General features: G+C 73.0%; 13 protein-coding genes. 11 read left to right on the top strand and 2 right to left on the bottom strand.

The features are described 5' to 3' along the window. Positions 1–121 precede the first annotated feature (121 nt). The 5 genes from AB0J33_RS17845 to AB0J33_RS17825 all read left to right on the top strand — a co-directional run bounded on the left by AB0J33_RS17845 (position 122) and on the right by AB0J33_RS17825 (position 9,363). A complete protein-coding gene (locus AB0J33_RS17845; RefSeq protein ID WP_363614795.1) occupies positions 122–964 on the top strand; it encodes a polysaccharide deacetylase family protein in 843 nt (280 codons plus the stop codon). A gap of 11 nt (positions 965–975) precedes the next feature. Continuing rightward, the gene (locus tag AB0J33_RS17840) at positions 976–2,220 is read left to right on the top strand and encodes an MFS transporter (RefSeq protein ID WP_363614793.1); all 1,245 of its coding nucleotides are present in this window, start codon (positions 976–978) and stop codon (positions 2,218–2,220) included. 64 nt (positions 2,221–2,284) lie between these two features. Then, positions 2,285–3,229, top strand: coding sequence for a homoserine kinase (thrB, locus tag AB0J33_RS17835; protein ID WP_363614791.1), 945 nt, complete (start codon positions 2,285–2,287; stop codon positions 3,227–3,229). A 296-nt stretch (positions 3,230–3,525) separates the two neighbouring features. Further along, positions 3,526–5,709, top strand: a complete 2,184-nt coding sequence (gene rho, locus AB0J33_RS17830) for a transcription termination factor Rho (protein WP_363614789.1) — start codon at positions 3,526–3,528, stop codon at positions 5,707–5,709. A 183-nt stretch (positions 5,710–5,892) separates the two neighbouring features. Further along, positions 5,893–9,363 carry a phosphodiester glycosidase family protein gene (locus AB0J33_RS17825; protein WP_363614787.1) on the top strand — a complete coding sequence of 1,157 codons (3,471 nt, stop codon included), beginning with the start codon at positions 5,893–5,895 and terminating at the stop codon, positions 9,361–9,363. 41 nt (positions 9,364–9,404) lie between these two features. On the opposite strand, the gene AB0J33_RS17820 is transcribed toward AB0J33_RS17825, so the two are convergent. After that, complete coding sequence (locus AB0J33_RS17820; RefSeq protein ID WP_363614785.1) at positions 9,405–10,301, bottom strand: AAA family ATPase; 897 nt, start codon at positions 10,299–10,301, stop codon at positions 9,405–9,407. 275 nt (positions 10,302–10,576) lie between these two features. On the opposite strand from AB0J33_RS17820, the gene rpmE reads away from it, so the two are divergent. Together rpmE and prfA are read left to right on the top strand one after the other, a co-directional pair. Further along, positions 10,577–10,801 carry a 50S ribosomal protein L31 gene (gene rpmE / locus AB0J33_RS17815; RefSeq protein WP_363614783.1) on the top strand — a complete coding sequence of 75 codons (225 nt, stop codon included), beginning with the start codon at positions 10,577–10,579 and terminating at the stop codon, positions 10,799–10,801. A gap of 132 nt (positions 10,802–10,933) precedes the next feature. Then, the gene (gene prfA, locus AB0J33_RS17810) at positions 10,934–12,022 is read left to right on the top strand and encodes a peptide chain release factor 1 (protein ID WP_363614781.1); all 1,089 of its coding nucleotides are present in this window, start codon (positions 10,934–10,936) and stop codon (positions 12,020–12,022) included. Positions 12,023–12,204: 182 nt separating this feature from the next. On the opposite strand, the gene AB0J33_RS17805 is transcribed toward prfA, so the two are convergent. Beyond that, complete coding sequence (locus tag AB0J33_RS17805; RefSeq protein ID WP_363615190.1) at positions 12,205–13,749, bottom strand: GGDEF domain-containing protein; 1,545 nt, start codon at positions 13,747–13,749, stop codon at positions 12,205–12,207. Between the two features lie 72 nt (positions 13,750–13,821). Here AB0J33_RS17805 and prmC point away from each other — a divergent pair, with 72 nt between their 5' ends. The 4 genes from prmC to AB0J33_RS17785 all read left to right on the top strand — a co-directional run bounded on the left by prmC (position 13,822) and on the right by AB0J33_RS17785 (position 18,246). Then, on the top strand, positions 13,822–14,769 hold the full coding sequence (gene prmC, locus AB0J33_RS17800) for a peptide chain release factor N(5)-glutamine methyltransferase (RefSeq protein WP_363614779.1): 948 nt from the start codon (positions 13,822–13,824) through the stop codon (positions 14,767–14,769). Continuing rightward, a complete protein-coding gene (locus AB0J33_RS17795; protein WP_357106976.1) occupies positions 14,769–15,416 on the top strand; it encodes an L-threonylcarbamoyladenylate synthase in 648 nt (215 codons plus the stop codon). The genes prmC and AB0J33_RS17795 overlap by 1 nt, the downstream gene beginning before the upstream one ends. After that, on the top strand, positions 15,417–16,028 hold the full coding sequence (locus AB0J33_RS17790; RefSeq protein ID WP_363614777.1) for a phosphotyrosine protein phosphatase: 612 nt from the start codon (positions 15,417–15,419) through the stop codon (positions 16,026–16,028). 106 nt (positions 16,029–16,134) lie between these two features. Beyond that, positions 16,135–18,246 carry a transglycosylase domain-containing protein gene (locus AB0J33_RS17785; RefSeq protein ID WP_363614775.1) on the top strand — a complete coding sequence of 704 codons (2,112 nt, stop codon included), beginning with the start codon at positions 16,135–16,137 and terminating at the stop codon, positions 18,244–18,246. The last annotated feature ends 49 nt before the right edge of the window (positions 18,247–18,295 follow it).

The following is an 18,295-nucleotide window of genomic DNA, read 5'->3' as shown; positions in this document are numbered from 1 at the left end:
GCAACGCCCCCGGCGGGATCCCGCCGGGGGCGTTCCTGCCTTCCTCCGGCCGAAACACTCCGATCCGACCGCCCCCACACCTTCTGTTACTTCTTGCATACTCCTCGTAGATGGGTGGGGGGTGCGGGTGGAGCGGGGCGAGCGGACGGCCGAGGGCGCGCGCGGGTGGGGGCGACGCGACCTGCTGCGCCGTGGCCTGCTGGTCGTGGGTGGTGTGGCCGTCGGCGCGGGGACGTCCGAGGCGTGGTGGATGACCCAGCGCCGGTTGCCGATCGCCGGCGGTCCCGCGAGCGCCACCCTCGGCAACGGCCAGCAGGTCGTCGGCTCCGGCGCGCTGGAGGTCGTCTGGTCGGTGCGGACCAGCCAACGCCTGGTGGCCCTCACCTTCGACGACGGTCCCGCGCCACAGTGGACCCCGATGGTGCTCGACACCCTGGCCCAGCACCGGGTGCCGGCGACGTTCTTCATGGTCGGGGCGCAGGTCCGCCGACACGCCGATGTCGTCCGCGACCGTCTCGCCGAGCACGAGGTGGGCAACCACAGCTGGGCCCACCGGGACCTGGCCGAGATGGACGCCGCCGAGGCGTACGACGACCTGCGCCGCAGCCACGACGCCATCGCCGACGCGACCGGCACCCAGCCGGTGCTCCTCCGCCCGCCGTACGGCCACCTGGGCGGGGCGGTGCTGCACGCCGCGGCCCGGCTGGACTACCGGTTGGTGCTCTGGTCGTTGCAGATGGTGGAGCGTGAGTTCCCGGACGATCCGGCCGGCCACGCCCGGCGGATCGTCGCCGGCGTGCGACCGGGAACGATCGTGCTCGGCCACGATGTGGGGGCGCGGCGGCGGCTGGTCGCACTGCGCGGTCTGACCGACATGATCAACGGACTACGGTCGCGCGGATACACATTCGTCACGGTCTCCGCGCTGCTGGGAGCGGGTGTGACTTCTACACCGACCGGGTAGGGTCGCGCTCCGTGGCGTCCACCTTCTCGGTTCTGACCGGCAACCGGAGCTTCCGCAACCTGTTCCTCGCCGAGTTGGTGGTCTTCGGTGCCGACTGGTTCGTCATGGTTCCGCTGCTGGTGCTGCTGCCGCACCTCACCGGCAGCGGGGTCTGGGGCGCGCTGGTCCTGGCGGTGGACACCGGCATCGTGGCGTTGCTGCTGCCGTACACCGGCACCATCGCCGACCGCTTCGACCGCCGGAAGATCATGATCGCGGCCAACGTTGCCGCGCTGGCGGGCGTCCTGCTGCTGCTCGGCGTGCGGAACGCCGGAACGGCGTGGCTCGCGTTGGTCGCGATCGGCGTGGTGGCGGTCGCCAAGGCGTTCTACTCGCCGGCCGCCCAGGCCGCGCTGCCCAACGTGCTGGAGCCGCACGAGCTCGCCGCCGGAAACGCCGTCGCCGGCTCGGCCTGGGGCACCATGACCGTGGTCGGCGCCTCGCTCGGCGGCGTGCTCAGCACCGCCGCCGGACCGTACGCCTGCTTCTGGGTGGCGGCGGCGGGCCTGGCGGTGGCCGCGGGCCTCGCCACCCGGATCCGCCGGCCGTTGCAGGCGCCCCGGGACGCGGACCAACCAGCCCAGCGGACCTGGTCGGCTGTCCGCGAGGCGCTCGGCTACATCGGTCACCGCCCGCGGGTGCTCGCGCTGGTCACGGTCAAGTCGGCGGTGGGCCTGGGCAACGGTGTGCTGACGGTGTTCCCGCTGCTGGCCGGCGTGTACGGAGTCGGCCCGCTCGGCGCCGGCCTGCTCTTCGCGGTGCGCGGCGCGGGGGCCCTGGTGGGGCCGATCCTGATGCGCCGGGTGCTCACCAACCGGGCCTGGCTGCTGCCCGGGCTCGCGCTGTCCATGTCGCTCTACGGCCTGTCCTACCTGGGCACCTCGGTGGTGCGCTGGTTCCCACTGGTGCTGCTGCTGGTCTTCGTGGCGCACTTCGCGGGCGGCAGCAACTGGGTGATGTCGAACTTCGCTTTGCAGGGTGAGGTCCCGGACCGGTTGCGTGGTCGCGTCTTCGCCACCGACATGATGCTCGCGACGCTGGCGATCTCGGTGAGCCAACTGGCGGTGGCCCTGGTGGTGGACTCGGTGGACGAGCGGGTCGTGCTCGCCGGGTGTGGGCTGATCACCCTCGTGTACGCGGTCGGCTGGCGGATCGCCACCCGCCGGCTCTCGCTCACCGACCCGGCCACCGAGCCGGTCCCCGACCCGGCCGGCTGAGTTCGGCGGTCCCAGGCAGCGGGCGTGGAGCCGGGTCGTCGCTGCCGAGCCCTAGCATGAGCGCGTGCCGACGAACTTCACCGCCGGGCCGGTCCGCGTCCGGACTCCCGCGACCAGCGCCAACCTGGGCCCAGGCTTCGACGCACTGGGTCTCGCCCTCGGGCTCTACGACGACGTGTCCGCCGAGGTCGCCTCGGGCGGTGTCCGGGTGACGGTGGCCGGGCAGGGTGCCGGCGAGCTGCCCGACGACGACCGACACCTGGTGGTGCGGGCCATGCGCGCCGCGTTCGACGTGCTCGGGGCCCATCCCGAGGGGCTGAGGGTGGAGTGCGTCAACCGGATCCCCCAGGCGCGGGGGCTGGGCTCCTCGTCCGCCGCGATCGTCGCCGGGGTGCTGCTGGCCCGCGCCCTGGTCACCGATGGTGAGCACCGACTGGACGACGCCGGCGCGCTCCGACTGGCCGCCGAGATCGAGGGCCACCCCGACAACGTCGCACCGTGCCTGCTCGGCGGTTTCACACTGGCCTGGACCGAGCCGGGCGGTTCCCGGGCGGTGTCCCTGCCGGTCGCCGACACCGTGCGGCCCACCGTCTTCGTTCCTGCGGAACGTGGCCTGACCGCGACCGCGCGGGCGGCTCTGCCGGCCACTGTGCCGCACGGCGACGCCGCGCTGACCGCCGGCCGGGCGGCCTTGCTGGTGCACGCGCTCACCACGGACCCGACCCTGCTGCTGCCGGCCACCGTCGACCGGCTCCACCAGGATTACCGGGCAGCCGGGATGCCGGGCACGTCTTCCCTGGTCAACGCGTTGCGAGCGGCTGGTGTGGCAGCTGTGGTCAGTGGGGCGGGGCCCACTGTCCTGGCGCTCAGCGAGCCGCCACCGGGCTTCCCGGTGGGAACAGACTGGGAGATCTGGCAGTTGCCGATAGACGTCAGCGGGGCGCGGGTCGCGCGGGGTAGACTTGGACACGCCGAGCGGGACCCTGTTGCCGCAGGTCGGAAGAGTTGATTACGCTCTAGACCTAGCACAGCCGCGAAGCACGCGATCTCCTGCGGGGCGGCGCACCCCCGAAGCTCTCGGCGGTCAGCCCGTCTACCCCTGCCAAGGCCCACGCCGCGCCGCAGTTTCCACAGGTCGCCGCAGACGGCGAGACCTGCTCACCGACGTTGGTGAGTCGGGATACCGACCGGCTGCTGTGTCACAGACTCCCGCGACGCGTCCTTGCGAGGCGGGTGCACCGAGGCCGCCCGGCCACCTGAGCTCCGACTCCGGGCAGTCCCGGCCTTATCGAGGGAAGGAATCCATTGAGCGACACCACCGACGTGACGTCGGATGTTTCCAACGTCGCTGGCGATGCCACCACCGCCGCTCCCGCCCGTCGTCGGCGTAGCGGCACCGGTCTGTCGGCGATGCTGCTGCCAGAGCTGCAGAGCCTGGCTGCGTCGCTCGGCATCTCCGGCACGGCTCGCATGCGCAAGGGCGAGCTGATCGCCGCGATTTCCGAGCGGCAGGGCGGCAACGCCGCCGGGACCCCTCGACCACGGGCCGAGGTCGCGGCCGCGGCCGCCCCGACCCGTGAGGGGGTGCGTGCCGAGGTGCGGGAGACCGCCGACCGGCCGGCCGCCGAGGGTCGTGGCGCCGAGCAGGCGGCGGCCGAGCCGGCCGCCGAGACCGAGGGCCGCAGCCGTACCCGGCGGAGCCGGACCACGGCGACGGAGGCCCGTGCCACCGAGGCCCGTCCCGCTGAGGCGCGTCCGACCGAGGCGCGTCCGACCGAGGCGCGTGCCGACGAGGCGGAAGCCGGCGAGCGGGCCGACCGTGGCGAGAACCGCCGCGACCGGGCCGAGCGTCCGGAGCGTGCCGACCGGGGCGGCGAGCGTGCCGAGCGGACCGACCGGGGCGCCGAGCGTGCCGACCGGGGCGAGCGCAACGAGCGGGGCGACCGTGCCGACCGGGGCGGCGAGCGTGCCGACCGGGGCGACCGTGCCGAGCGGGGCGAGCGTGCCGAGCGGGGCGAGCGTGCCGAGCGGGGCGAGCGGGCCGAGCGCAACGACCGGAGCGAGCGCGCGGAGCGCAACGACCGGGGCGAGCGCAACGACCGCACGGAGCGTTCCGACCGGGGTGAGCGGGCCGAGCGTAACGACCGTCCGGAGCGCACCGACCGCGGTGACCGCAACGACCGCAACGACCGTGGTCAGCGTGTCGAGCGGGACACCGACGACGACGACGAGGGTGGCGGCCGGCGCGGCCGGCGCAGCCGCTTCCGGGACCGTCGCCGTGGCCGCGGCGAGCGCACCGAGACCGGTGCCGACACCGGTGGCCGTGAGCCGCAGGTCAGCGAGGACGACGTGCTCGTCCCGGTGGCCGGCATCATCGACGTGCTGGACAACTACGCCTTCGTGCGGACGACCGGCTACCTGGCCGGCCCGAACGACGTGTACGTCTCGATGTCCCAGATCAAGAAGTACGGCCTGCGTCGCGGTGACGCGATCACCGGCGCGGTGCGGGCGGCCCGCGAGGGCGGCAACAGCGGCGACCAGCGGCGCGACAAGTACAACCCGCTGATGCGGCTGGACACGATCAACGGGATGGAGCCGGAGGAGGCGCGGCGTCGTCCGGAGTTCTACAAGCTCACTCCGCTCTACCCGCAGGAGCGCCTGCGTCTGGAGACCGAGCCGCACATCCTGACCACCCGGGTCATCGACCTGGTCATGCCGATCGGCAAGGGCCAGCGGGCACTCATCCAGTCTCCGCCGAAGGCGGGTAAGACGATGGTGCTGCAGGCGATCGCGAACGCGATCACCCGCAACAACCCGGAGTGCCACCTGATGGTGGTGCTGGTGGACGAGCGGCCCGAAGAGGTCACCGACATGCAGCGGTCGATCAAGGGCGAGGTCATCGCGGCCACGTTCGACCGTCCGCCGCAGGACCACACCACGGTGGCGGAGCTGGCGATCGAGCGGGCCAAGCGCCTGGTCGAGCTCGGGCACGACGTGGTCGTGCTGCTCGACTCGGTGACCCGACTCGGCCGGTCGTACAACCTGGCGGCGCCGGCCAGCGGCCGGATCATGTCGGGTGGTATCGACTCCACCGCGCTCTACCCGCCGAAGCGCTTCCTCGGCGCGGCCCGCAACATCGAGAACGGCGGGTCGCTGACCATCATCGCCACGGCGCTGGTGGAGACCGGGTCCATGGCGGACACGGTCATCTTCGAGGAGTTCAAGGGCACCGGTAACGCCGAGTTGAAGCTGGACCGGAAGATCGCCGACAAGCGGACCTTCCCGGCCATCGACATCAACCCGTCCGGTACGCGTAAGGAAGAGGTCCTGCTCGCACCGGAGGAGCTGGCCATCATCCACAAGCTCCGGAAGGTGCTGCACTCGCTGGACTCGCAGGCCGCGATGGATCTCCTGCTGGACCGGCTCAAGCAGTCCCGCACCAACATCGAGTTCCTGATGCAGATCGCGAAGTCGACGCCGGGGGAGTGACCCTCCCCGGGTGACCACGACGAAGGGGCACGGCCGCGGTGGCCGTGCCCCTTCGGCACGTCCGCGCCCCTGTCCTCGCCCGGCATGTCCGCGCCCCTGTCCTCGGACGGCGATGTGGAGTTTTCCTTCGCTTCAGCGCACAGGTCTTGAAACTTCTATTCATGACCGGGTTGACTGTCGTCCATGCGTACCCGCAGACGATCCGCCCGGCGCACCGGCATCCTGCTGCTGACGCCGCTGCTCTCCCTGGCCGCGCCGCTGCCCGCCACTGCCACCGCCTCGGCCCCGACCGTCGTCGCCCCGTCCACCGTCGCCGAGGACGCACCGCCCGCGTCGTCAGGGCCGGCCCACTCGGTCAGCCTGACCGCCGATCCCGCCGCGACCACCGCGCCCGCCGCCGGCGCTCTGGAGCCGGCCGGCGGCCTGGAGACCACGAAGGCGACCCGGCCGGTCGCGCCGGGCGTGCAGCTCACCTCCTTCGACCGGTACGACGCCGAGGGCTGGCTGCGGGCCGACGCGCTCACCACCGACCTCGCCGGCGGGTCGACCGTCGACTACGTCAACTCCGGGGCGGTCAGCCGGGCCGAGCCGTTGCGAACGGCGGTGGACGCCACGCGGGCCGTCGCCGCGGTCAACGGCGACTTCTTCGACATCAACAACTCCGGTGCCGCCCAGGGCGTCGGCATCCGCGACGGCGAGTTGATCCAGTCGGCGGTCGGGGGCCACCGCAACGCGGTGGCGGTCACCACGAACGGGCTCGGCCGGGTGATCGAGGTGAACTTCGACGGCAACGCCACGCTGCCCACCGGGCGGGTGTCGCTGACCCAGTTCAACAACCTGGTGCAGGCCGGTGGCATCGGCGCGTTCACCGAGCTGTGGGGGACGTACTCCCGGCAGCGGGCGGTGGAGGGCGCGGCCCGGGTGGTCGAGGTCACCGTGACCGGCGGCCGGGTGGCCGGGGTGAGCGACGTGGCCGGCAGTGGCCCGATCACCGCCGGCAGCACCGTACTGCTCGGTCGCGACGCCGGCGCCGACGCGCTGGCGGGACTTCGTGCCGGTGATCCGGTGACGGTGGCCTGGCACCCGAAAGCGTCCGACGGCAGCAGCCTGCACGCGGCCGTCGGAGGCGGCAACGTCCTGGTCCGCGACGGCGTCGTCCAGAGCATCGCCGACCCGACGCTGGCACCGCGCACCGCCGTCGGCTTCAGCGCCGACGGTCGCAAAATGATCATGTTAACGGTGGACGGCCGGCAGGTGGACAGCCGCGGAGTGACGCAGACCGAGATGGGCCGGATGATGGCCGAACTGGGTGCCCAGCACGCGCTCAACCTGGACGGTGGCGGTTCCTCCACCCTGTTGGCCCGGGAGCCGGGCGCGCCCGCCGTGCAGGTGGAGAACGCCCCCTCGGACGGCAGCGAGCGGGCCGTGCCCAACGGTCTGGCCATCTACGCGCCGAAGGGCAGCGGCCGGCTCACCGGCTACTGGGTCGAGACGGCAAGTGACCCCACCGCCGCCCCGGGTGTCTCTCCGGTGCGTGGCGGTCGGCCCGACCGGGTTTTCCCCGGGCTGACCCGCGCCCTCACCGCCGCCGGCTACGACGAGACGTACGGCCCGGCGGCCGGCGCGCCCAGCTGGCGGGTGAGCCCGGCGGTACGCGGCCGGGTCGACCGTGCCGGGGTGTTCCACGCCGGCGCACCGGGGGCCAGCACGGTCACCGCGGCACGGGGCCGGGCCACCGGCTCGCTGGGTCTCACCGTGCTCGGCCCACTGACCCGGATCGGCTCCACCACACCGCGGGTCGGGCTGACCGGGCGGGACGGCAAAGCCCTGGTCGGCGTGGTCGGCTACGACGGCGACGGCAACACCGCGCCGATCGAGCCGGCCGACCTGACCCTCGACTACGACCGTGACCTGCTGCGGATCACCCCGACCGGGGACGGCAACCTCGCGGTCACCGCGCTGCGGGACACCGGCGCCGCACTGGTCACCATTCACGTCGGGCGCGTCAGCACCGTTCTGCCGGTCACCGTCGGGCTGACCGACGTGCCGGTGGCCGGTTTCGACGACGCCGCGTCCTGGCGGTTCAGCCAGGCCCGCGCCAGCGGGTCGGTCGCGCCAGCGCCGGGGCACACCGGCACCGGCCTGCGGATGACGTACGACTTCGGTCAGTCCACCGGCACGCGGGCCGCGTACGCCGACCCGCCCGCCTGGATCGAGGTGCCCGGCCAGCCGCAGGCGTTCGGGATGTGGATCCACGGCAACGGCACCGGGGAGTGGCCCAGCCTGCACCTGCACGACGCCCAGGACACCCAGCACGTGCTGCGCGGACCGCTGATCACCTGGACGGGCTGGCGGTACGTCGAGTTCGCGGTGCCGGCCGGGGTGCAGTATCCGGTGCGGGTGCGCCGGTTCTACGTGGCCGAGACGAACGCCGCCGCCCAGTACTCCAGCGAGGTGGTCATCGACGACCTGGTGGCGAAGGTGCCACCGACGGTCGACGTGCCGTCGGCGCCGCCGCGTACCGATCGGGTGGTGGTGCGCGACGGCACCGTCGACGGCGCGCCCTGGCGGTTCGCGGTGCTCTCCGACGCCCAGTTCGTCGCCGCCGACCCGGACAGTGACCTGGTCGCCCAGGCCCGGCGGACGCTGCGCGAGGTGAAGGCCGCCAAGCCGGACTTCCTCCTGATCAACGGGGACTTCGTGGACACCGCCTACCCGGCCGACTTCGCGTTGGCCCGGCGGATCCTCGACGAGGAGTTGGGTACGGCCCTGCCCTGGTACTACGTCCCCGGCAACCACGAGATCATGGGCGCCCCGATCAGCAACTTCGAGGCCGCGTTCGGCGCCACCTCGCGGGTGTTCGACCACAACGGCACCCGGTTCGTCACGCTGAACTCGTCCACCGGCACGCTGCGCGGCGGTGGCTTCGACCAGGTGCGGATGCTGCGGGAGACGCTGGACGCGGCGGCCACCGACCCGCGGGTGGGCTCCGTCGTCGTCCTGCACCACCACCCGGCGCGCGACCCCAGCCCGGCGCAGGCCAGCCAGCTCGGCGACCGCAAGGAGGCGGCGCTGCTGGAACAGTGGCTGGCCGACTTCCAGGACCGCACCGGCAAGGGCGCGCTGTTCGTGGGCGGGCACGTCGGCACCTTCCACGCCGACCGGGTGGACGGCGTGCCCTACGTGATCAACGGCAACGCGGGCAAGACGCCATCCACCCCCGCCGACCAGGGCGGATTCACCGGCTGGACCGAGTTCGGCGTGGACCCGGTCACCCCGGCCGAGGCCGACCGCGCCCGCCGTGACCCGCTCGCTCAGGCACCGGCCTGGGTGGACGCGGAGTTCCACGCGCACGTCGACCAGCTCACGGTGACCGCCCCGGCCAGTGTCGCGGTGGGCACCCCGGCGTCGGTCACCGCCACGCTGACCCAGCCCGGCGGGCGTACGGTGCCGGTCGTGGCGCCGGTCAGCGCGGACTGGTCCGCGTCGCCGGGCGTACACGTCGGCTCGGCGGCCGGGGTGCGCCCGTGGCACACGGCCCGCTTCGAACCGGCCACCGGCACCCTGACGGCGCTGCGCGCCGGCACACCGGTACGCCTCACCGTTACCGTCAACTCGCTCCGCGCCGAAGCCACCATCGACCTCACCCGCTGAGCGGACGCAGGGCCCTCCAGCCGGGAGGGCCCTCCGTCCGCTCAGAAGTCGCCTTCGGCCACCTGGAAGACGGTGAGGCCGAGGGCCCGCCACATCTGGACCACCTGAACACGGTCGTCGAAGACGCCGGCCACCCGGTACCGGTCGCGGATCTCCCGGTCGTAGATCTCCCGCTTGACGATCGAGTCCTTGCGGGTGTCGCCGACGGCCCGCAGATGCAGGCCGAGGTAGGGCACCCGGACGTGCCGGGCCAGCCACGCCTCCGTGGCCGCGCGCGCGGAGGCGTCCCGCCCGGAGCAGAAGACCACCCCGTACCCGGCGGCGTGCATCGCCCGGACCGCCGCGATCACCGCCGTGTTCGGCTGGTCCTCGCCCACCCGGGTCATGTCGTAGGGGCTGCGTGAGACGGCCAGCGCGACGGTGCCGTCGATGTCCACCAGAACGATCTCCGGTGGTTCGGTCGACGGCGGGTGCGTCACGGCGGGGCGTCCGATGCGGGCCTGCGGCACCGGCAACGGCAGCGTCCGCCCCTCCAGGTACCGCTCGTGCAGCCGGCGGATCGCGTCCGCGCCGACCTGGTCGGTGGCCGGGCGGGCGGCGTCGCGACGCAGGCACTCGTCCAGCGGCACGTCGGTGAAGTCGTGCACCTCGAACTCCGCGCCGTGCCGGGCGGCCAGGTCGGCCCAGCCCCGCAGGGTCCGCGCGCGCAGGTTGGTGTCGTCAACGCAGACGTCCGCCCGGACCCGCAGCAGCGCCTCGACCTGCGCCTGCTGTACGGCGGTCACCTGCGCCTCGGCCCACTGGGTGAACAGTCGCTCGCCGTGCAACATTCGGCGCAGATCGTCCCGGTTCACCCGCGCAACGGACGGCTGGAGCGTACGGGCGAACGTCGTCTTGCCCGAGGCGGGTAGTCCCCGGGTGACGATCAGGCGGGTCATCGGCGCACCTCCGGCTCGGCTGTCGTACCCCAGGCGGGGCACCCGGTGGCGGCCCGCCGGGTGCGCGAATGCCCCGTCGGGCGGCGGGAATGCGGACGGGTGGGCACGTGTTGACGATGCCGGACGAGGTGTGCGGCCCGATTATCGGGTGGGCTCAGGCCCATGGCACACTGGTCAATCGGCTACCGGTTCCGGTTCACGCCCGAGCCCGTCGCGTACGGCGCGACGAGCGATGACGGCGACCCGGCGACCACCAACGAGAGGACCGAGGCGAGATGAAGGCAAACACCCACCCGGAGTACGTGACCACCGAGGTCAGCTGCTCCTGTGGCAACACGTTCACGACCCGCAGCACCGCCAAGGGCGGGGCGATCCACGTCGAGACCTGCAGCGCCTGCCACCCGTTCTACACCGGTAAGCAGCGCGTTCTCGACACCGCCGGCCGGGTCGCGAAGTTCCAGCAGAAGTACGCCAAGGTTCAGGCCAAGAAGGCCAAGTAGCTCATCGTTCGGCGCCCGTGTCCGGTTTCGCACCGGACGCGGGCGCCGTCCGCGTTTCCCTCCCTTTCCGCCCGGCCGTCGGCCTTCTGGCCCGGCCCGGTCGTCGCGCACCGTCGAAGGAGCATCCGCAGCATGAGCAGCGAGCGTCTGGCCGGCCTTCTCGACGAGTACGCGGAGCTGGAGAAGCGGCTGGCGGATCCGGCGATCCACGCCGACCAGGCCACCGCGCGCCGGGTCGGCCGCCGGTACGCCGAGCTGGTGCCGCTGCACAAGGCCGCCGGCGAGTTGGAGCAGGCGCGCGCCGATCTGGCCGCCGCTCGCGAGCTGGCCGCCGAGGACCCGTCCTTCGCGGGTGAGGCGGAGTCCATCGCCGGGACCCTGCCAGTGCTGGAGGAGCGTCTCGCCGAGTTGCTCATTCCGCGCGACCCGCACGACGCCAAGGACGTGATCGTCGAGATCAAGGCCGGTGAGGGTGGCGAGGAGTCCGCGCTGTTCGCCGGTGATCTGCTGCGGATGTACACCCGCTACGCCGAGCGGCACGGCTGGGTGACCGAGGTGATCGACGCACAGGATTCCGACCTCGGTGGGGTCAAGGACGTCTCCCTGTCGATCAAGACCAAGGGTGTGCCGGACGGCGGCAACGGTGTCTGGTCGCGACTCAAGTGGGAGGGCGGCGTGCACCGGGTGCAGCGGGTCCCGGTTACCGAGTCGCAGGGCCGGATCCACACCAGCGCCGCCGGGGTGCTGGTGCTGCCGGAGGCCGAGGACGTCGACGTCACGATCGACCAGAACGACCTGCGCATCGACGTGTTCCGCTCGTCCGGCCCGGGCGGCCAGTCGGTGAACACCACCGACTCGGCGGTGCGGATCACCCACCTGCCGACAGGCATCGTCGTCTCCTGCCAGAACGAGAAGTCCCAGTTGCAGAACCGGGAGCAGGCGATGCGGATCCTGCGGGCCCGGCTGCTCGCCGCCGCCCAGGAGCAGGCCGACGCCGCCGCCTCGGACGCGCGCAAGGCGCAGGTGCGCACCGTGGACCGCTCGGAGCGGATCCGCACCTACAACTTCCCGCAGAACCGGATCACCGACCACCGGATCGGCTACACCGCGTACAACCTCGACCTGGCGCTCGCCGGTGACCTGGACGGGGTGCTGGACGCGCTCACCGAGGCCGACCGGGCCGCCCGCCTGGCCGGCGACACCGAGCTGACCCGCCGCTAACCCCCACCCCCGCCCCCGCCCACCCCCTGCCCACCCTTGAACGGGTCGATCATGGAGTTGTGGTGGGGCTATTGTCGCGTTGTGGGGCTTTTGTCAGGCACCACAACTCCTTGATCGACTCGTGCGAGGGGCGAGCCGCGAGCGGCGAGCCGCGAGGGGCGAGGCGGGAGGGGCGAGGGTGGTCAGCTTGCGCGGGGGCGGGACTTGGCGCGGAGCATCTCGCGGTCGGCCTGCTCGAAGGCGACGCTGAGCGCGTCGCGTAACCCGCTGCCGCCGGAGACCTCGGCGAAGCCGATGCTGACCCCGACCGGCGTGCCAGGCACCAGCGACTCCCAGTCCTCCAGGCGGACCGCGGCCTCGATCCGGCGGGCCACCTCGGCGGCCTCGGCCATGCCGGTGTCCGGCAGCACCACCACGAATTCGTCACCGCCGTAGCGGGCCACGAAGTCACCTCGGCGCATCACCCGGTTGATCACGCCGGCGATGCGTTGCAACACCAGGTCGCCGGAGTGGTGCCCGTGCCGGGTGTTGACCGCCTTGAAGCCGTCCAGGTCGCAGACGCCGATCACCACCCGTTCGCCACGGGTGACCACGGCGGTGATGTACCGCTCCAGCCGCCGACGGTTGGGCAACCCGGTGAGCGGGTCGGTCAACGCCTCGCCCTCGAAACGCGCCGCCTCGCGACGCATCTCCTCGTGGTCGATGCGGGCGGCGATGCCGTCGATGTAGACGTCACGCAGCCGGTCGTTGCGCTGCGCGGCGAGCCGGAACGCCAGCCGGTCGGCCCGGTGCGCCGCCAGGTGGTCCCCGGCGCGGGTCAGCGCGATGCTGCGCAGCCGGGCGGGCTCCGCCGCCCCGAGCGTCTCGTTGGACACCTGGACGGTGTCCAGGCGGGCGACCGCCTCGATCGGCCGCCCGTCGGCGACGGCGAGGCACACCTGCCCGAGCTGACGCATGTCCCGGGCGCGCGCGCTGTCCCCACCGTGACTGATCAACCGGGCCGGCTCGGTGCCCTCGGTCGCCACCAGGTCGCCGAGCGCGGCCTGTCGGGCCGCCGCGTACCCGTACGCGGCGAGACTGCTCGGGCGCAGCTGACTGGCCCGCCCGGCGCGGACGAAGCGGGCCAGGTCGGCGGCCACGTCCCGGAGCACCCGCAGGCAACCGTCGCTGTCGCCATTGTGGTCCAGGGCCACGGCGTTGCGTAGCCGGATGCCCGGCGCGGCGAACGTCTCCTCCGGGATCCCGGCGGTCAGACCGAGCTGCCGGGCCCGCTCGATGGCGCCCAGGGCGTACCCGTGGAAGCTGAGGTAGCTGTAGGCCATGGCCAGGTCGTGCCAGCCCCAGGCGGTGTCCCGGTCCGGGTCGGTCACCGCGCCCAGCGCCCGGGCGGCCCGGACGAGGTGCATGACACAGCGGTCCAGTGCGCCCTGGTGGTGCGCGGCGAGCGCGGCGAGCGCGTTGAGGTGTCCGTGCAGGTAGGGCTCGGCGAGGTCGCGGACCGCCGCGGACGCCTCTTCGATCGCTCGGGTGAACTCCGCCGTCCGACCGAGATTGATCAGCGCGGAGAGCCGCTGCACCATCGCGTCCGCTCGTGCCGCCGGGTCCGTCGTGGTGCGGATCACACGCTCCAGCAGAACGTACGACTCCGCAGAGCGGCTGGCCTCCTGCAACGCACGGGCGTGCGTGAGGGCGTCAACCTGGTCATCGACCCGGTCGAGCCAGCCCACCCGCCAACCTCCTGTCGTGCGCGCCTGGCGCACCCGTTCGTCACGTCGCCCGCGACGCTTCATGATTATGTCGTGAGTACTTTGCCGCAACACCCCCCCGAAGGGACAGGGCCCATCCGGCCATCTGCCGCGGTGGCCCGAGCGGCGCGTGCGCTCGCCGCCGCCGGGGTCGGCCCCGCCCGGGTGGAGGCCGAGGTGCTGGCGGCGCACGTGCTCGGGGTTCCCCGGGGTCGGCTGGCACTCGCCGACGACCTTGACGACGACCAGTTGGCGCGACTCGACGACCTGACCCGGCGCCGGGCCGCGCACGAGCCGTTGCAGCACCTCACCGGTCGGGCCGGGTTCCGGCATCTGGAGCTGTCGGTCGGCCCGGGTGTCTTCGTTCCCCGCCCGGAGACCGAGCTGTTGGCCGGTTGGGGCGTCGAGCAGGCCCAGGGGCGAACCGACCCGGTGGTGGTGGACCTGTGCAGCGGCTCGGGCGCGATCGCGTTGGCGGTGGCCCAGGAGCTGCCGGGGGCGCGGGTGATCGCGGTCGAGCGGTCCCCGGCGGCGCTGGCCTGGTTGCGGCGTAACGCGGCGGAGCGGGCCGCGGCGGGGGACCGGCCGATCGAGGTGGTCGAGGCCGACGTGACCGCGCCGGACCTGCTGGCTGGCCTGGTGGGGCGGGTGGACGTGCTGCTCTGCAACCCGCCGTACGTGCCGGACGACGTGGTGGTGCCACCGGACGTGGCCGGGCACGATCCGGCGGAAGCCGTCTTCGGCGGAGCGGACGGCCTGGCGGTGATCCGGCCGGTCATCGCCCGCGCGGCGGTGCTGCTGCGCCCGGGCGGCGTGTTCGGCGTGGAGCACGACGACACCCACGGCGCGGCGGTGCCCGGGCTGCTCGCCGAGGAAGGCGGCTTCACCGCTGTCGTCGCGCATCTGGACCTGACCGGGCGCCCGCGCTACGCGACCGCGTCCCGACGGGCGGACGGCCAGCACGCCCCGATCGGGGCGGCGTGGCAGACTGACTCCTCGTGATGCTCTACGACTGTCGGTCACCCGCCGACCGGGACCGCGGCATCGCTGCGGCGATCGAGGCGGTCAAGAACGGCGAGCTGGTCGTCCTTCCGACGGACACCGTCTACGGGATCGGCGCGGACGCCTTCACCCCGTACGCCGTGAAGGCGCTGCTGGACGCCAAGGGCCGGGGTCGGCAGATGCCGCCGCCGGTGCTGATCGGCTCGCGGCACACCCTGGACGGGTTGGTCTTCTCGCTGCCCACGGCCGCCCGGGACCTGGTGGAGGCGTTCTGGCCGGGTGCGCTGACGATCGTGGTCGAGCACTCGCCGAGCCTGCAGTGGGATCTGGGCGACAAGACCGGCACGGTGGCGGTGCGGATGCCGCTGCACCCGGTGGCGTTGGAGGTGCTGCGCGAGACCGGCCCGATGGCGGTCTCGTCGGCCAACAAGACCGGCCAGCCGGCCGCGGTCACCGCCGAGGAGGCGCGTGACCAGCTCAGCTACTCGGTGCGGGCCTATCTGGAGGCCGGGCCCTGCCCGGATCCGGTGCCCAGCACGATCGTGGATCTGACCGGTGAGGTGCCGCAGCTGTTGCGGGCCGGGGCGATCCCCCTGGAGAAGCTGCGCGACGTCGTTCCGGATCTCGTCGACGGTCGGGCGGTCTGAGTGCCCCCGTTCACGGTTCTGCACGTGTGCATGGGCAACATCTGCCGCTCACCGATGGCGGAGCGGCTGCTCGCCCGCGCGGTGCGGGAGCGGCTGACCCGGCGTGCGCAGGACCCGGCTCGGGCCGAGGAGCTGGTGCACAGCCACAGCGCCGGCACGGGTGGCTGGCACGCGGGCGAGGAGATGAACCCGCCGGCGGCGCGGCAGGTCACCGGCCGTGGTGGGGACGTGGCGGGGTTCGCCGCGCGCAAGCTGCGCTCGGACCACATCGACGCCGCCGACCTGGTCCTGACCGCCACCGCCGACCAGCAGGAGTACGTGGTGGCGTTGCGCCCGGACGCGGCGGCCCGCACGTTCGTGCTGGGTGAGTTCGGCCGGCTGCTGGCCGCGGTGGACGCCGCCGCGCTGCCGGCGGGTGACGCCACCCCGGAGGCCGTGTACGCCCGGGGGGTGGCCCTGGTGGCGGCGGCACACGACGCGCGGTTGGGCGCGTCCGCGCTGTCCACCGACGATCTGGACGACCCGTGGGGTCGCGGCGACCAGTGCTTCAGCCGGGTCGCCGACGAGATCGAGGAGACGGTCCACCCGCTGGCCGGCGTGCTGCTGCCCTGAGCGCGGTGCGAATTTCCTCCGGGTTTGGGGAAAACCGGGGGCGAACGGGGTGTTCCGGGTCATTCTGAACGGGTCCTAGCGTGACCGGCTCCTGCGGGGAGAGCTGATGATCCGGGCCCGACTCGACAAACTGCTGACCGTGGTGATCGCCGGAGTGCTGGCCGGGTTGGCGCTGGCGGCCGCCGCCCTGCCCGCGGCCCTGGTCTTCGGGATCGGCTTCAGCGCCCTGTCGACGCCGTACTCGGAGCTGCCGAACACGCTCCGCACGCCGCCCACCGCGCAGCGCTCCAACCTCTACGCCAACGACGGCACCACCCTGATCACCTCCTTCTACCAGGAGGACCGGGTGGACGTGCCGCTGCACGAGGTGGCCCCGGTGATGCGCCAGGCGATCGTGGCCGCCGAGGACGTGCGGTTCTACCAGCACAGCGGGGTGGACCTGCGGGGCGTCGTGCGGGCGTTCACCGTCAACAAGCGGGACGGCCGGACCCGGCAGGGCGCCTCCACGTTGACCATGCAGTACGTCCGCAACGTGCTCAGCAACGACCCCCGACTGACCGAGGCGCAGCGGGACGCGGCCACCGAACTCACCACCGTCCGCAAGCTCCAGGAGATGCGGTACGCGTTGGCGTTGGAGCGGGAGCTCGACAAGGACGAGATCCTCACCCGCTACCTCAACATCGCCTACTTCGGCGCCGGGGCGTACGGCATCGCGGCGGCCAGCAAACGGTACTTCTCCCGGTCCCCGGCCGAGCTGACGCTGGCCCAGGCGGCCCTGCTCGCCGGTCTGGTGCGTTCGCCGGACAGCGACGACCCGATCAACGGGGACGCCGACAGCGCGGTGGCCCGACGGTCGTACGTGTTGGAGCGGCTGGTGGAGTCGGGGCAGGTGCCGGCGGACGTGGCAGCGGCGGCGCGCGCCGAGCCGTTGCAGCTGCGGCCCAGCGAGACCCCGAACGACTGCACCGGCGTGCCCGACGCGCACAACGACTGGGGCTTCTTCTGCGACTGGTTCACCCGCTGGTGGAGCAGCCAGTCCGCGTTCGGGTCGACCGCCGAGGAGCGGCAGCGCACGCTGCGTCGGGGCGGGTTCTCCATCGTCTCGTCCCTGGACCCGGGGGTGCAGCGGGCCACCACCGAGCAGGTGCTGAGGATCTATCCGACGACGCACGCCGACGCGCTGCCGACCGCGGTGGTGCAGCCGGGCACCGGGCGGGTGCTGGCGATGTCGGTCAACCGCGCCTACAGCGTGGCGGACAACCCGGTCGGGCAGAAGAACCGCCCGAACACGGTCAACCAGCTGATCGCCGGCGGCGGCGCGATCGAGGGGTACCAGGGCGGCTCGACGTTCAAGCTCTTCACCATGCTGGCCGCGCTGGAGTCCGGCCTGCCGCTGTCGACCGACTTCGTGGCGCCGACCCAACTGCTCACCCGCTTCCCGGTGACCGGGGAGGCGAGCTGCGACGGTCGCTGGTGCCCGGCGAACGCCAGCCCGTCGTCGATGGACGGGCCCCGCACCATGTGGAGCGCGTTCGGTCGCTCGGTGAACACGTACTTCGCCTGGCTCACCGAGAAGGTCGGCGCCGACCGGGTGGTGGAGATGGCCGAGCGGCTCGGCATCGTTCTGCGGGCCGACTCCGACGCCAAACTGGCCCGGTACGGCGCGAAGGACTGGGGTCCGTTCACCCTGGGTGTCGCCGCGACCACCCCGTTGGACCTGGCCACCGCGTACGCCACGGTGGCGGCGGAGGGCACCTGGTGCGCGCCGCTGCCGGTGGTGTCGATCACCGACGCGGGCGGGCGGCCGGTCGACGCCGCCAAGCCGGACTGCCGGCAGGTGCTCGACGCCGATGTGGCGCGGGCGGCCACCGACGCGGCGCGCTGTCCGGTCGGCGACCAGTCGATGTACGGACGCTGCGACGGTGCCACCGCCCCCGGGCTGCGGGCGAAGCTCGGCCGTCCGGTCGCGGGCAAGACCGGCAGCTCGGAGCGGTACGAGACGGAGACGGTGGTGGCGTTCACGCCGCAGCTCGCAGTCGCCTCGATGGCCGCGAACCCGGACGATCCGCGGGACGCGGTCGGTCAGGCGGTGCAGGCCCAGCTGGTGAACGCGGTCGGCGAGGTGCTCGCCTTCGCCCTGCGCGACCAACCGGTCCGCGACTTCGTCCCGCCCAGCGAACGAACCGCCTTCCAACCCCAACCCCAGGCCGGCAACTAACCACCCCCGGCCCTCACTCACCCCAAGCATCCCCGCGATCTTGCACTTT

It is taken from the genome of Micromonospora sp. NPDC049645, assembly GCF_040675155.1.
GTDB lineage: Bacteria > Actinomycetota > Actinomycetes > Mycobacteriales > Micromonosporaceae > Micromonospora.
The sequence above is the reverse complement of the archived record's forward strand: the minus strand, read 5'-3'. Positions and strand labels throughout refer to the sequence as shown.